General features: G+C 40.9%; 12 protein-coding genes and 1 tRNA gene. 11 read left to right on the top strand and 2 right to left on the bottom strand.

What is annotated here, in order from left to right:
- Position 1: 1 nt before the first annotated feature.
- Positions 2 to 73 (bottom strand) — tRNA-Arg (locus tag Q9Q35_RS03150).
- 66 nt (positions 74 to 139) lie between these two features.
- Here Q9Q35_RS03150 and rpoN point away from each other — a divergent pair.
- From rpoN to smpB, 10 genes are all read left to right on the top strand, one after another.
- On the top strand, positions 140 to 1,426 hold the full coding sequence (gene rpoN, locus Q9Q35_RS03155; protein WP_304652096.1) for an RNA polymerase factor sigma-54: 1,287 nt from the start codon (positions 140 to 142) through the stop codon (positions 1,424 to 1,426).
- Positions 1,427 to 1,771: 345 nt separating this feature from the next.
- The gene (locus Q9Q35_RS03160) at positions 1,772 to 2,800 is read left to right on the top strand and encodes a sugar-binding transcriptional regulator (protein WP_304652097.1); all 1,029 of its coding nucleotides are present in this window, start codon (positions 1,772 to 1,774) and stop codon (positions 2,798 to 2,800) included.
- A gap of 58 nt (positions 2,801 to 2,858) precedes the next feature.
- On the top strand, positions 2,859 to 3,872 hold the full coding sequence (gap, locus tag Q9Q35_RS03165) for a type I glyceraldehyde-3-phosphate dehydrogenase (protein WP_010689278.1): 1,014 nt from the start codon (positions 2,859 to 2,861) through the stop codon (positions 3,870 to 3,872).
- A gap of 102 nt (positions 3,873 to 3,974) precedes the next feature.
- Positions 3,975 to 5,168: a phosphoglycerate kinase gene (gene pgk / locus Q9Q35_RS03170; protein WP_304652098.1), complete on the top strand. Its 1,194-nt coding sequence runs from the start codon at positions 3,975 to 3,977 to the stop codon at positions 5,166 to 5,168.
- Positions 5,169 to 5,251: 83 nt separating this feature from the next.
- The gene (tpiA, locus tag Q9Q35_RS03175) at positions 5,252 to 6,007 is read left to right on the top strand and encodes a triose-phosphate isomerase (protein WP_304652099.1); all 756 of its coding nucleotides are present in this window, start codon (positions 5,252 to 5,254) and stop codon (positions 6,005 to 6,007) included.
- Between the two features lie 118 nt (positions 6,008 to 6,125).
- Complete coding sequence (eno, locus tag Q9Q35_RS03180) at positions 6,126 to 7,451, top strand: phosphopyruvate hydratase (protein WP_004048249.1); 1,326 nt, start codon at positions 6,126 to 6,128, stop codon at positions 7,449 to 7,451.
- A 127-nt stretch (positions 7,452 to 7,578) separates the two neighbouring features.
- Positions 7,579 to 9,138, top strand: a complete 1,560-nt coding sequence (locus tag Q9Q35_RS03185) for a ClC family H(+)/Cl(-) exchange transporter (RefSeq protein WP_304652100.1) — start codon at positions 7,579 to 7,581, stop codon at positions 9,136 to 9,138.
- 87 nt (positions 9,139 to 9,225) lie between these two features.
- Positions 9,226 to 9,462: a preprotein translocase subunit SecG gene (gene secG / locus Q9Q35_RS03190; RefSeq protein ID WP_010689272.1), complete on the top strand. Its 237-nt coding sequence runs from the start codon at positions 9,226 to 9,228 to the stop codon at positions 9,460 to 9,462.
- 103 nt (positions 9,463 to 9,565) lie between these two features.
- Positions 9,566 to 11,950, top strand: a complete 2,385-nt coding sequence (rnr, locus tag Q9Q35_RS03195) for a ribonuclease R (protein WP_304652101.1) — start codon at positions 9,566 to 9,568, stop codon at positions 11,948 to 11,950.
- 26 nt (positions 11,951 to 11,976) lie between these two features.
- The gene (gene smpB, locus Q9Q35_RS03200) at positions 11,977 to 12,444 is read left to right on the top strand and encodes an SsrA-binding protein SmpB (protein WP_304652102.1); all 468 of its coding nucleotides are present in this window, start codon (positions 11,977 to 11,979) and stop codon (positions 12,442 to 12,444) included.
- A 59-nt stretch (positions 12,445 to 12,503) separates the two neighbouring features.
- Here smpB and Q9Q35_RS03205 read toward each other — a convergent pair whose 3' ends face one another.
- Positions 12,504 to 13,097: a TIGR01440 family protein gene (locus Q9Q35_RS03205; protein WP_304652103.1), complete on the bottom strand. Its 594-nt coding sequence runs from the start codon at positions 13,095 to 13,097 to the stop codon at positions 12,504 to 12,506.
- 347 nt (positions 13,098 to 13,444) lie between these two features.
- Between Q9Q35_RS03205 and nrdD the strand changes: the two genes are divergently transcribed.
- A partial coding sequence (nrdD, locus tag Q9Q35_RS03210; RefSeq protein WP_304652104.1) for an anaerobic ribonucleoside-triphosphate reductase occupies positions 13,445 to 14,515 on the top strand: 1,071 nt, incomplete at its 3' end.

The following is a 14,515-nucleotide window of genomic DNA, read 5'->3' on the forward strand; positions in this document are numbered from 1 at the left end:
ATGCATCACCTGGGAGTCGAACCCAGATTACAAGAACCGGAATCTTGCGTGCGATCCATTACACTAGCGATGCGTACTTTATTATATTAAAATATATTTGATATAATTACAAGTATAAATTTGCAAAAAGGATAAAAAAATGAAACTTAGACAAGATGCAACATTACAACAAAAGCAACAAGGTAAGTTGATCATGACGCAAAAAATGCAACAATCGATCCAGATGCTCAAATTTAATGCTAGCGAACTTCAAGACTATCTCTCGCAGATCGAATTGGATAATCCTTTTGTGGCTGTTTCATTTAATGGCAGTTCAAGCGGACAGCCATTGCCAGATTTTGTGACACAACCAAGCAAAACTAGCTCACTTTTTGATTATTTGCTCGATCAAGTCAACCTGACAATGCGAAAAACCGTTTTGCGTGATTGGGTCGTTTACTTTGTCCAAAACTTAGATCAAAATGGGTATCTAAAGCTTGATACAAAAAAACTGGTCCGCGATAAAAAAATCGACCAAACAACACTTGATGATGCTTTGACCCTTTTGTGGCGCTTAGATCCTCCAGGTGTTGGTGCGCGTGATCTGCAAGAGTGTTTATTGCTTCAGATCGAAAGTGAGCGGGGGCGCGATGATCTAGCTTATCGCGTGATCGCTGAGTATTTTGAACTCTTTACCCAAAGTAAATGGGAACAGATCGCTAAAAATATGGCCATCGATCTAAAGCAGATGCAGGCGTTGATCGATTATCTAAAGACTTTGTCAGCTGCACCAGGTAAGGCTTACGATCAAAGTGAAACTACCTATATCGCTCCAGATCTGATCGTTAAAAATGTCAACGGTACTCTTAAAGCAGAATCAACTACTTTAGTCAAACCACGAGTCATTTTCCGCAAAAGTTACTATGAAAGTTTAGTCGGTGAACTTGATCAAAGCGTGTCTGATTATTTAAAGGAAAAGAAGAAGCAATATCAAACTTTGGTAGCTGAGTTGGCTCAAAGGCAAAGAACGATCGAGCGGGTCGGAGCAGAGATCTTAGCGCGACAGCCAGAATTTTTTAAGGCCCCAGATCATCCATTAAAACCGATGTTATTGCGTGATGTAGCACAAAAATTACAACTACATGAATCAACAGTCAGTCGAGCGGTGAATGGTAAATATTTGCAAACTGATTTTGGGATCTTTGAATTACGGAGTTTCTTTTCCCAGGCAGTCAATACGGATCAAGCTGATAATGAAACTAGTGTTGTTGAAGTGTATAAAAAAATCCAGGCATATATTGAAACGGAAGATAAACATAAGCCACTCTCAGATCAAAAATTAGCAGAGCAGTTACAAAGTGATGGACTGAAAGTGTCCCGTAGAACGGTTGCTAAGTATCGTGAAAAATTAAATATCGCTTCTTCAAGTAAGCGAAAAAGATTTTAAGGGATCAGGCAAAATATTTTCTAAAAAACATTATCGTTCCTTGATTTACGGGCGATCACTGTGTGTTTTAGAGTTAAAGTTCGTTAATTTATAAACGATCACACTTGTGGACTGTTAAAACTTCGGATAGTTGCTAGTGTGACTAAGTGATTTTCGTTTTTTTTATTGAATTTTCGCTCTCAATACCTTGCAAAAGGGAAATATTGTTGTTATAATTTCATTGTGCTTGGGGGAGTGGGTCATCACGGTAGAATGATCTGTAATGACTTACTCAAGTGATCAGCTCAGCAATGAGCTGTCAAACCTCTGGACGTTTCATGTCCCACAGAAAGGGAGACGAAGATTATGCACCAAGAGATCGAGTGGATCGAGCGGATCGTTCCAGATGTGATCGATACCTTAAGTCGAAGATATGCAGTGCTAAAGCAGATTGCAGCGTTTGGACCAATAGGTAGACGTTCATTAGCCGAAGCCTTGGGCATGAGCGAGCGGATCTTACGGAGTGAGGCAGATTGCCTAAAACGACAAGAACTCGTCGCAGCAACTAAGTCTGGGATGGTCTTGACAGATAAGGGTAAAGAAGTTATTCAGGGGTTAGCAAGTTTTGTCGATCAATTATTAGATCTTAAGCAATTGGAATTACGTTTGAGTCAAAAGCTTAGGATCGAGAATTGCTTGGTCGTTGCTGGTGACAGCGATGATCAGTCACAGGTAGTTGATGAGATGGGAAAACTTGTTACCAACACATTAAAAACGTTATTGCCCCATGGTCGTAATATTATAGCTGCTATGGGAGGGACGACGATGGCGCAGATCGCTGCCTGTTTGACTCCTGATATTGGTCTTCAACGTGAACTTCTCTTTGTGCCTGCACGAGGAGGGCTAGGTGAACGGATGGAGATCCAGGCAAATAACGTGTGTGCTCGGATGGCACGACGGACTGGTGGAAAAAGCCGTTCGCTCTATGTGCCTGAGCAAGTAAGCGAGAGTACGTATCGTCCATTGTTAAAAGAACCTGCTGTTCAAGAGGTCGTCAATTTGATCGGCCAAAGTAATGCTGTGATCCACAGCATCGGGACAGCAATGCATATGGCACATCGGCGTTCGATGTCACCAGAAGTGATCGCAATGTTGAATAAGAAAAAAGCGGTCGGGGAAGCATTTGGTTATTTTTTTGATGAAAAAGGGCAGATCGTATATCGGATCTCACGTATCGGGATCCAATTAGAAGACCTCGCTTCTATGGAATGTGTAATTGCCGTCGCTGGTGGTACTTCAAAAGCAAAAGCGATCGTCTCTTACATGAAACACGCTCCTAAACAAACATGTCTGATCACAGACGAGGGAGCAGCAAAAGCGATTTTAAAAGAGTAGTGTTTTGAACATTACTTTTTAAAATAAATTTTTATTTCCTAAAGGAGGAAATTGTAGTATGACTACTAAAGTAGGTATTAATGGTTTTGGTCGTATCGGCCGTTTAGCATTCCGTCGTATTGCTGAAACATCAAAAGACTTGGAAATCGTTGCTATCAACGACTTGACATCTCCAGCAATGTTGGCTCACTTGTTGAAATATGACACAGCTCATGGTCAATTTGAAGGTGAAGTTTCCGCAACAGAAAACGCACTTATCGTTAACGGTAAGGAAATTCCTGTTTACGCAGAAGCAGACGCACGCAACATTCCTTGGGTTAAGAACGATGGTGTAGAATTGGTTCTTGAATCAACAGGTTTCTACACATCTCCAGAAAAGGCACAAGCACACGTAGAAGCAGGCGCTAAGAAAGTTCTTGTTTCAGCTCCAGCTGGCAAGATGAAGACGATCGTTTACGGTGTTAACGATGATACATTGACACCAGAAGACCAAATCGTTTCTGCTGCTTCATGTACAACAAACTGCTTGGCACCACTTGCTAAGGCTGTTAACGATGCATTTGGCATCAAAGCTGGTACAATGACAACTATCCACGCTTACACAGCTACACAAAAATTACAAGATGGTCCAGATCGCGGTGGTAACGTACGTAACGCACGTGCTGCAGCTCAAAACACAATTCCTCACTCAACAGGTGCTGCTAAAGCTATCGGCTTAGTTGTTCCAGAATTGAACGGCAAGTTAGACGGTCATGCACAACGTGTTCCTGTTATCACAGGTTCATTAACAGAATTAGTTGCAACTCTTGACAAAGAAGTTACAGCTGAAGAAGTTAACGAAGCAGTTAAGAAAGTTACAGAAAACAACCCATCATTTGGTTACAATGCTGACGGTATCGTTTCTTCAGATATCATCGGTACATCATTTGGTTCTATCTTCGACCCAACACAAACACAAGTTGTTGGTGAAGGCGATGCACAAGTTGTTAAGACTGTTGCATGGTACGACAACGAAGCTGGCTTTACAGCACAAATGATCCGTACATTGGAAAAATTTGCAAGCATGCTTTAAGATTTAGCTAAACGCTAATTTTAACTTGTTATGCAGGTTATGAGGCGGGGGGAGGCAGACTCCTCCCGCCTTTTATTTTTAACAAAACATGGAGGCTTACTTATGTCTAAACTTATTGTTTCAGATTTAAAAGATCTTAAAGGTAAAAAAGTTTTAGTTCGTGTTGACTTTAATGTTCCTATCAAAGACGGTGTTATCGGTGATGATAACCGTATGGTAGCAGCATTGCCAACGATCAAATACATCACAGATCAAGGTGGCAAGGCTATTTTGTTCTCACACCTTGGCCGTATCAAGACTGAAGAAGACAAAGAAAAATTGTCTTTACGTCCAGTTGCAGAACACTTAGCTGATCTTTTGAATAAAAAAGTTACATTTGTTCCTGCTACACGTGGCAAACAATTAGAAGATGCTATCGCAGAAATGGAAGATGGCGATGTTTTAGTTGTTGAAAACACACGTTTTGAAGATCTAGACGGCAAAAAAGAATCTGGTAACGATCCAGAACTTGGCAAGTACTGGGCATCACTTGGCGATGTGTTCGTTAACGATGCATTTGGTACAGCACACCGTTCACATGCTTCTAACGTTGGTATCGCAAGTAACATGGAACAAGCAGCTGCTGGTTTCTTATTAGAAAAAGAGATCAAGTTCTTGGGTGAAGCTGTTGACAACCCAGTACATCCATTCGTTGCTATCTTAGGTGGTGCTAAGGTTTCTGATAAGATCGGTGTTATCGAACACTTACTTGACAAAGCTGACAAGATCATCGTTGGTGGTGGTATGACATACACATTCTACGCTGCTAAGGGTATCAAGATCGGTAACTCCTTAGTTGAAGAAGATAAGATCGAATTGGCTAAAGAATTGCTTGCAAAAGCTGGCGACAAGATCGTTTTACCAATTGATAACGTATGTGCACCTGAATTCAACAATGATGCACCTACAAAAGTATTTGAAGGTGACATTCCTGATGGTTACATGGCACTTGATATCGGACCAAAATCTGTTGAATTGTTCAAGAGTGTTTTGAAAGATGCTAAGACAGTTGTTTGGAACGGACCTATGGGTGTGTTTGAAATGTCTAACTTCGCTAAGGGTACACTTGGCGTTGGTGAATTCTTAGGCACATTGACAGATGCAACTACGATCGTTGGTGGTGGTGACTCAACTGCTGCTGTTAAGAAATTAGGTATCGCAGACAAGTTGACACACATCTCTACTGGTGGTGGTGCTTCCCTTGAATATCTTGAAGGTAAGACACTTCCTGGTATTGCTGCCGTCTCTGACAAGTAATAACCATTGATCAATTGCTGACAGGGGTAATGTTTTGCCCCTGCCAGTTTGTTTAAACAATTTTCTTTGAAAGGATGATTTTCGTGCGTACACCAATTATTGCAGGTAACTGGAAGATGAACATGAATCCAGAACAAACTGCTGAATTTGTAAAAGCCGTTAAAGATAAATTACCAAAGGCAACAGAAGTAGAATCTGTTATTGCTGCTCCTGCTGTTGACTTACCAGCATTATTAGAAAATGCTAAAGGTTCAGAATTAAAAGTAGCTGCTGAAAACTGCTACTTTGAAGATGAAGGTGCCTTCACAGGTGAAACTTCACCTAAAGTTTTAAAAGAAATGGGTGTTGACTATGTGATCATCGGTCACTCCGAACGTCGCGACTACTTCCATGAAACAGACGAAGACATCAACAAAAAAGCACATGCCATCTTTAACAATGGTATGACACCTATCGTTTGCTGTGGTGAATCTTTAGAAACTCGTGAAGCTGGCAAGGCTGAAGAATGGGTCCAAGCACAAGTTAAGGCTGCGCTTAAAGACTTAACAGCAGAACAAGTTTCAAACCTTGTGATCGCTTATGAACCAATTTGGGCTATCGGTACAGGTAAGACAGCTACATCTGACCAAGCAGAAGAGATCTGTGCAGTTGTAAGAAAGACTGTTGCTGACCTATACGACCAAGATGTTGCTGATAAAGTTCGCATCCAATACGGTGGTTCTGTAAAACCAGCTAACGTTAAAGAATTAATGGCTAAGCCAAACATCGATGGTGGCTTAGTTGGTGGGGCTTCATTAGTTCCTGAATCATATCTAGAATTGGTCAATTTTAACGACTAGATTAATTTTTGCTTGAACCTTCATGAAATGGATTGAAAGTTTAGGCTAAAACCATTAAAATAATTGATGAGGACAATATTTCTCAAAGTCAATCAAACTAAAAGGAGAGTAATATTTTATGTCTGCAATTACAGAAATTTATGCTCGCGAAGTCTTAGACTCACGTGGCAACCCAACAGTTGAAGCTGAAGTTTACACAGAAGATGGCGGTTTTGGTCGTGGTATCGTGCCTTCCGGTGCTTCTACAGGTGAACACGAAGCTGTTGAATTGCGTGACGGCGACAAGTCACGTTACATGGGCAAAGGTGTTACAAAAGCTGTTGCCAATGTAAATGACATTATCGCAAAAGAAATCGTTGGCTACGAAGTAACAGACCAAATCGCTATCGACAAAGCTATGATCGCTTTGGACGGTACACCAAACAAAGGTAAACTTGGTGCTAACGCTATCTTGGCTGTTTCCATCGCTGTTGCTCGTGCAGCTGCTGATGAATTACAAGTGCCATTGTACAACTACATGGGTGGTACAAACGCACACGTATTGCCAACACCAATGATGAACGTTATCAACGGTGGTGCACACTCAGATAACAAGGTTGACTTCCAAGAATTCATGATCATGCCTGTTGGTGCTTCTTCTATCAAAGAAGCTGTTCGTATGGGTTCTGAAACATTCCACAACTTGCAAAAACTTCTTGCAGCTGATGGTAAAGTAACTTCTGTTGGTGACGAAGGTGGTTTTGCACCTGACTTCGCAAACAACGAAGAACCATTACAATACTTGATCAAAGCTATCGAAGCAGCTGGTTACAAACCAGGTAAAGATATCTCTATCGCTATCGACGTTGCTTCTTCTGAACTTTGGGATGGTGAAACTGGCAAGTACAAACTTCGCTGGTCAACAGGTGAAGAATTCACAACAGCTGAATTCATCAAATATCTTGAAGGTTTAGTTGCTAAATACCCAATTATCTCGATCGAAGATCCTATCGATGAAAACAACTGGGATGACTGGAAAGAGATCACAGCTGAACTTGGTAAGAAAGTTCAATTGGTTGGTGACGACTTCTTCGTTACAAATACACAATACTTAGCTAAGGGTATCCGTATGGGTTGTGCAAACTCCATCTTGATCAAAGTTAACCAAATCGGTACTTTGACAGAAACTTTCGAAGCTATTGAAATGGCTAAGGAAGCTGGTTACACAGCTATCGTTTCCCACCGTTCTGGTGAAACTGAAGATACAACGATTGCCGACTTGGTCGTTGCTACAAACGCTGGCCAAATCAAGACAGGTTCAATGAGCCGTACAGACCGTATCGCTAAGTACAACCAATTAATGCGTATCGAAGATCAATTGACAAGTGGCGTTGCTCAATACAAAGGTATCAACTCCTTCTACAACTTGAGTGAACAAGCTCGTCAAGCGATCGAAGAAAAATAATTAGTTGATTGACTTAACAATCTAGTAGTATAGCTACTGCAAAAAGAGACCTGTTGTGGGTCTCTTTTTGTTTTTACATATGAAATTTTCTAGGGGGCACTGTTTAGGAGAGGCAGTGGAAGAAAAGATGAAAAAAATCAATTTAAAGAGTCTAAACTATGTTCGCTTTCGTTTTATCATTCGCGGAGCTCTAGTTGGTATATTAGTAGGTTTTGTAGTCAGTTTATTTCGGTCAGTGATCGAAAATTTACTTAAGGTGATGCAAAATATTTATCCAAAATTATTGACTGAACCAAAACTTTGGCCAGTAGTTATCATTTTTTTGCTGCTCGTATTAGGCGTGAATGCTCATTTTTTTGTTAAAGAACCAAATATCAGTGGCTCTGGGATCCCGCAAGTCGAAGGTCAATTAGCTGGGCTAATTGAAGTTGATTGGTGGTCGATCTTATGGCGTAAATGGATCGGCGGTGTTCTAGCGATCGGTTCAGGTTTATTTTTAGGGCGAGAAGGCCCTTCGATCCAATTAGGAGCGATGGTCGGGCAAGGCGTTGCCCAGAAGTTACATCTGACCAAAAGTGAGCAACATTGTCTACTGGCAGGTGGGGCTGCTGCTGGACTAGCTGCTGCTTTTAATGCTCCGATCGCAGCGTCATTATTTGTGATCGAGGAGATATATCATAATTTTTCATCTTTTGTTTGGACTACTTCACTGGCCGCAGCAATTATGGCTAATTTTGTTTCGCTTAACTTTTTTGGATCACGTCCAGTGCTGTATCTACCTCATGATCAAAATTTTCCGCCAAGTAGCTATTGGACCTTAGTTATTTTAGGGATCTTCTTGGGGTTATTAGGTTTAGTATATGAATTTTTGACGCTCAATAGTAGTTATCTATATCAAAAGATAAAGTGGCTCTCACCACGCTTTTATGGAGCGATACCGTTGGTCATAGTGGTCTTTATTGGGATGTATTGGCCCCAGTATCTAGGTGGTGGCAATAATTTGATCGTCAGTTTACCAGCGTGGCATTTGACACTAGGTAGCTTATTTTGCTTATTTTTATTACGCTTAGCTTTTTCTACATTATCATATGGCTCTAGTTTACCCGGGGGGATCTTTTTGCCGATCTTGACGTTAGGGGCTTTACTTGGCGCGCTTTACTGGAAAGCTTTGTCACAAATGGGGCTCTTATCCGATGCTTTTTTAGTTAACTGTATGATCTATGCGATGGCAGGGTATTTTGCAGGGATCGGCAAAGCGCCCTTTACTGCGATCTTATTGGTAACTGAGATGGTCGGTTCCTTAGAGCACCTGATGCCTTTAGCCTTGGTCTCCTTAACGGCTTATGCGGTTTGTGATATTTTGCACGGTAAGCCGATCTATGAAGCGATGTTGGCCAATTTAAGCGCCCATACCGCTAAGCAGAAAATACTGCTTAAAGTCGACCAGCATGAACAATTTGAGTTCCCGATCTTTGCTGGTTCAAAATTACAAGAGCGTCAGGTAAAGACGATCGCATGGCCCAAAGAGTGTCTATTGTTGACGATCCGTCGTGGTGAAAAAGAGATCTTGCCCCATGGAGAAACATTACTTAAAGCGGGGGATACTTTAGTTATCTTGACCGCACCAGAAAAGCAAGCTCTGATCAAAGATAAATTGACTAAGTTATCGGACTTGCCACCAAATTAGCGGGAAATGTTACTGGAAAAATTTGAGTAAGTATGCTAAATTATAATAGATGTAGTTTACCATAGCGGGTAAGGAGGTAAATTTAGATTGTACAATATACTTTTAACACTATTGCTGATCGTTTCAGTGCTGATCATTATTGCTGTTTTAATGCAACCAGCTAAGACTGACAATGCATCCTCTGCCTTATCTGGTGGCGCAACGGAATTATTTAGTAAGCAAAAACCACGTGGATTTGAAGCATTTATGCAAAAGGTCACGGCCGTTTTAGGTGTCGTATTCTTTGCGCTATCCTTAGCTCTAGTATACATTTCAGCACACTAGCTTTATAAGATAAAGCCTCCTGCATGATGAACACAGGGGGCTTTTTTCGAGTAAAAGTCATGACAGTGAATGTTAATTATTTCAAAAGATGATGAGGATTTAAATGGAAAAAGAAAAGATAAAAGAATCACTAATAAGTTATTTTGAAGCTGAACCTGAAAAGAAATTCACTGTTCAGGAGTTAGCTGATAAATTAGAAATGAATAAAGCTGGGCAATTTAATTTTGTTGTCCAAGCAGTCGCTCAACTTGAACATGATAAGGTGATCGCCTTAGATGATGATGGCCTTTTTAGTGCTGTAAAGCATGAAAGCGCACCTAAATTTACAGGGATCTTTCACGCAAATGACCGCGGATTTGGCTTTGTAACGGTCGATCCTGAAGAACCAGATTACTTTATCAATCCAACACAAACTCTTTCAGCATTGAATGGAGATGAAGTTGAGGTCGAAATGATCACACCTGGAGATCCAGCGATCGGTAAACGTCCCGAAGGTAAAGTTACTGGGATCGTTCAACGCAATTTGACTCAAGTCGTGGGTGAATTCAAACCACTTAAGGATGAAAATGTACCTAGTGGGATCATTGGAACGGTTCATTTACGGGATAAAAAGTTATCCAATTACCGCTTTTTAGTCGAAGATACTGGATTACATCCAGTTGAAGGTGAGATAGTTTTAGCTGATATTACGACTTATCCTAGTTCAGATCTTCCAGGGATCATCAAAGGGGTCGCAACTAAGGTCATTGGTAATGTCAACGATCCAGGGATCGATATTTTGCAGATCGTCTATCAACACGATATCCCACATAAATTCCCAGAAGATGTTATGGAACAAGTGGCACAGATCCCAGATCATGTGACGCCAGAACAAAAAGTTGGAAGACGCGATCTAACAGCTGAACAGATGGTGACGATCGATAGCATTGAATCTAAAGACTTAGATGATGCTGTTAGTGTACGTAAATTAGAAAACGGCAACTACCATTTAGGGGTACATATTGCTGATGTATCGCATTATGTGACCCCTAATACACCACTAGATAGAGAAGCATTCGAACGAGGAACCTCGGTTTATTTGACTGATCGGGTCATTCCGATGATCCCAGCTAAATTATCAAACGGGATCTGTTCATTGAATCCACAAGTTGAACGCTTGGCTTTGACATGTGAGATGGAGATCGATCCACAAGGTGAAGTGGTTTCACATGAGATCTTCCCAAGTGTGATCAAGACGACCGAACGGATGACTTATAAATCGATCAACAAGATCTTAGAGTCAGATGATCAAAAAGAAAAAGAACGTTATCGTGAATTAGTCCCAATGTTTGAAGAAATGGGCCAATTGCATAAGATCTTATTGAAGATGCGTAAGCGCCGTGGTGCGATCGAATTTGAAGATACAGAAGCTAAGATCATTGTGGATGAAAAAGGTCATGCGATCGATATCCAATTGCGTGAACGCGGGACAAGTGAGCGAATGGTCGAATCCTTTATGTTAGCCGCAAATGAAACTGTGGCAGCACACTACAAAAATCTTCATGTTCCATTTATTTATCGGATCCATGAGACGCCAAAAGAAGAAAAGATCAAATCTTTCTTTGAAATGTTATCTGGTCTAGGAGTCGAAGTAACTGGTAAAGTGAGCGATATTCAACCTAAGATGCTTCAAAAGATCCTAAAGAAAGTTGCGGGCAAGCCAGAAGAACCAATGGTATCAGTGATGTTATTGCGTTCGATGCAACAAGCTAAATATTCGCCAGAACCGTTGGGTCACTTTGGGTTGGCTGCTAAAGATTATACACACTTTACTTCACCGATCAGGCGTTATCCTGATTTGATGGCACATCGTATGATCCACTACTATGCTGAAAATGGTATTGGTGAAGGTAGTCAGGCTAAATTCCAAGCTGAGTTGCCAGAAGTAAGTCAACATAGTTCTCAAGCTGAACGTCGCGCGATCGATGCTGAACGTGATACTGATGCGATGAAGAAGGCAGAATACATGGCTGACCACATAGGTGAAGAATTCGATGCTGTCGTTAGTTCAGTTACTAAATTTGGGATGTTCGTTGAATTGCCCAATACAGTTGAAGGCCTGATCCATATCAGTGAGATCAATGATGATTATTATATCTTTGTCGAAAAGCAAATGGCTTTAGTTGGACGTAAGACAAAACAAACTTATCGTATTGGGCAACCGATCCGTGTCAAATTAGTTAATGTCAATGCTGAACAAAAAGAGATCGACTTTAAGCTTTTGAGCTTAGGTAAAGCACCAAAATCTGATTTATTAGAAGGTGTCGAATTACCTGAGATGCCACCAAAACGTAAATTTGACCGAAAAAATGGCTATAAACGTGGACAAAAGCGTCCATTCAAACATCAAAATAATAATGGTCGTCGGGATAAGCGGCATAATTCGCAACGTTTGAATGCTCAAAATGGACGTAAACCATTCTATAAAAAACGTCGTGATAAAAAATAGCAGTTTACAAAAGAGGACTGAGATAAATGGCAAAACAAGCACAACATGAGCGTCCCTTAGCGCAAAATCGTAAGGCGAGCCATGATTACTATATTTTAGATACTGTTGAGGCTGGGGTAGCTTTAACAGGAACTGAGATCAAATCAGTACGTGCGGGCCGGATCAACCTAAAAGATGGCTTTGCACAGATCAAAAATGGCGAAGCTTGGCTGATGAATGTGCATATTTCCGAATATACTCAGGGCAATCGTTTTAACCATGATCCGTTACGCAATCGTAAGTTATTGTTGCATAAAAAACAGATCGTGCGTTTAGCTAATGAGACTAGTGGCAAGGGGATCACTTTAGTTCCGCTGAAGGTCTATTTAAAAAATGGCTTTGCCAAGGTTTTGATCGGAGTTGCACAAGGTAAACACAGCTACGATAAGCGAGAAACGATCAAGCGCCGTGATCAAGAACGTGAGATCAGAAGAACGCTCAAAAATTACAATTAAAAAAGCTGGTAAACTGACTCCACACCATCTGGAGTCGGCTTACCAGCTTTTTATATTTATTAAGCTAATGGCTCTAACGGATCAACTTGTTGATTCAGATTTTCAAATTTGTAGATCGCGCGTTGCCCCCCGATCAATTTTGGACGCGAACTTAAGTAAGTAACGTGAGCGAGACCGATATCTTTGATCGAAGTTCTGACCGGGATCTGAACGAATTTAACGTGCATTCCGATCGCAGTATCACCGATGTCGATCCCGGCTTTGGCGGTGACATGTTCTACTTCAACTGGATCTTTGAATGTTTCAAAAGCCGCTACTTGTGCAGCTCCACCTGCGTGTAAGCTGGGACAAACTGAAACGATCTCTAAGCCGTGATCTTCGGCGACTTGACGTTCCATAGCCAAAGCGCGATTCAAATGCTCGCAGCCTTGAACAGCAAGATGGACCCCTGATGGTAAGATCTCAGTCAAAGTTTTGATGACTGTACGCCCAACATCTAAATTGGAATATTTACCGATCTTTTTGCCTTGGATCTCGCTAGTGCTGCATCCTAAGACAAAAATGTCATTTTTTTTAAGATCAGTCTGTGCTAAAAATTCAGTCATCCCTTGTTTTAATTGGTCAGCTATTTGATTTAGGAATTCTTCTTGCATAAAAGATACCTGCTTTCTAAAATTATCTGCACTTTAAGTATAATACTTTAGACATGTTAGAGCTAATTTCCGATAAAAAAAGTTTCACAACTGGATAGTCGGAGCTGAATAGGATAAGAGCGCGCTCCGAACGTTATATATTGTTTTCAATATATAGTGTGTTTTTTGTGAAACCAAACACTATATGTTGTGTTTGGCTACGATTGGTTATATCATATAAAGTACCAACAGGGAAATAGGATTTAATATAGATAAGTTTGTTAGTTAGGATGTTGTAGGTGGACCATGATGATTTGAGATCGTGGTTCATTTTCACTTTTAGCTGATGTAGAAGGGACCTGATGATGATGATGGAATTTAAGGAACAAAAAAAGTATGCATTACCTAAGATGGTCATCAAAACAGATGGATACGAGGTGCCATTTGCACTTTATAAGTTGGAGAGTGTTTTGCGTAAGCTAGGCTTGGCTACAGATACAGATGCAATTATTCTCGCTTTACTTGCCAAGTTAGCGGACCAAACAACACTTACCAGCACTGAGATCTACGATAAATTGACAGCTACTCTAAATGAATTAGGCTATGATACCGAAGCTAAGGCTTATGTTGTTTACCATCAAGCTGATGAAGCTAAATGGCAAGAAGAGACCGACCCAACTATCAGGTTAGGGCGTCTTCGATCTAAGGATCCAAGTTTAGTTCATGAAAATGCTAATAAAGATAGTAATGTTTTTAATACGCAACGTGATCTGACAGCTGGGACTGTCGGTAAGACGCTGGGACTTCGAATGATGCCTAAGCACGTAGCTAAAGCTCATCTACGTGGTGATATCCATTATCACGATCTGGACTACACTCCTTGGAGTCCAATGACGAATTGTTGTTTGATCGATTTTAAAGAGATGCTGACAAATGGCTTTAAGATCGGTAATGCTGAAGTTGAAAGTCCCCATTCGATCCAAACCGCGACTGCGCAAATGTCACAGATCATCGCTAATGTTGCTTCTAGTCAATATGGTGGCTGTTCGGCTGATCGGATCGATGAGGTCTTAGAACCCTTCGCGCTAAAAAATTATGATAAACATTTAGCTGAATCTAAAGAATATATCGAAGACCCAGCTAAGCAGATCGAATTTGCTAAAAAACGGACGAAAAAAGATATCTACGATGCTATGCAAGCACTTGAATATGAGATCAATACTCTCTTTTCTTCTCAAGGGCAGACCCCATTTACCACATTAGGGTTTGGTTTAGGAACTTCATGGGTCGCACGTGAGATCCAAAAATCGATCTTGAAGATCCGGATCGATGGGTTAGGCCGAGAAAAGCGGACGGCGATCTTTCCTAAACTGGTTTTTACGATCAAAAAAGGGTTGAATTTAAAACCTGAAGATCCTAATTATGATATCAAGCAATTG

Origin of the sequence: uncultured Ligilactobacillus sp. (assembly GCF_948826705.1) — a bacterium.
Classification (GTDB): domain Bacteria; phylum Bacillota; class Bacilli; order Lactobacillales; family Lactobacillaceae; genus Ligilactobacillus.

Coding starts and splice junctions, on each gene's coding strand:
- pgk (WP_304652098.1), top strand. CDS start 3,975: ATGTCTAAACTTATTGTTTCAGATTTAAAAGATCTTAAAGGTAAAAAA.
- Q9Q35_RS03205 (WP_304652103.1), bottom strand. CDS start 13,097: ATGCAAGAAGAATTCCTAAATCAAATAGCTGACCAATTAAAACAAGGG.
- Q9Q35_RS03185 (WP_304652100.1), top strand. CDS start 7,579: ATGAAAAAAATCAATTTAAAGAGTCTAAACTATGTTCGCTTTCGTTTT.
- rpoN (WP_304652096.1), top strand. CDS start 140: ATGAAACTTAGACAAGATGCAACATTACAACAAAAGCAACAAGGTAAG.
- eno (WP_004048249.1), top strand. CDS start 6,126: ATGTCTGCAATTACAGAAATTTATGCTCGCGAAGTCTTAGACTCACGT.
- rnr (WP_304652101.1), top strand. CDS start 9,566: ATGGAAAAAGAAAAGATAAAAGAATCACTAATAAGTTATTTTGAAGCT.
- gap (WP_010689278.1), top strand. CDS start 2,859: ATGACTACTAAAGTAGGTATTAATGGTTTTGGTCGTATCGGCCGTTTA.
- smpB (WP_304652102.1), top strand. CDS start 11,977: ATGGCAAAACAAGCACAACATGAGCGTCCCTTAGCGCAAAATCGTAAG.
- Q9Q35_RS03160 (WP_304652097.1), top strand. CDS start 1,772: ATGCACCAAGAGATCGAGTGGATCGAGCGGATCGTTCCAGATGTGATC.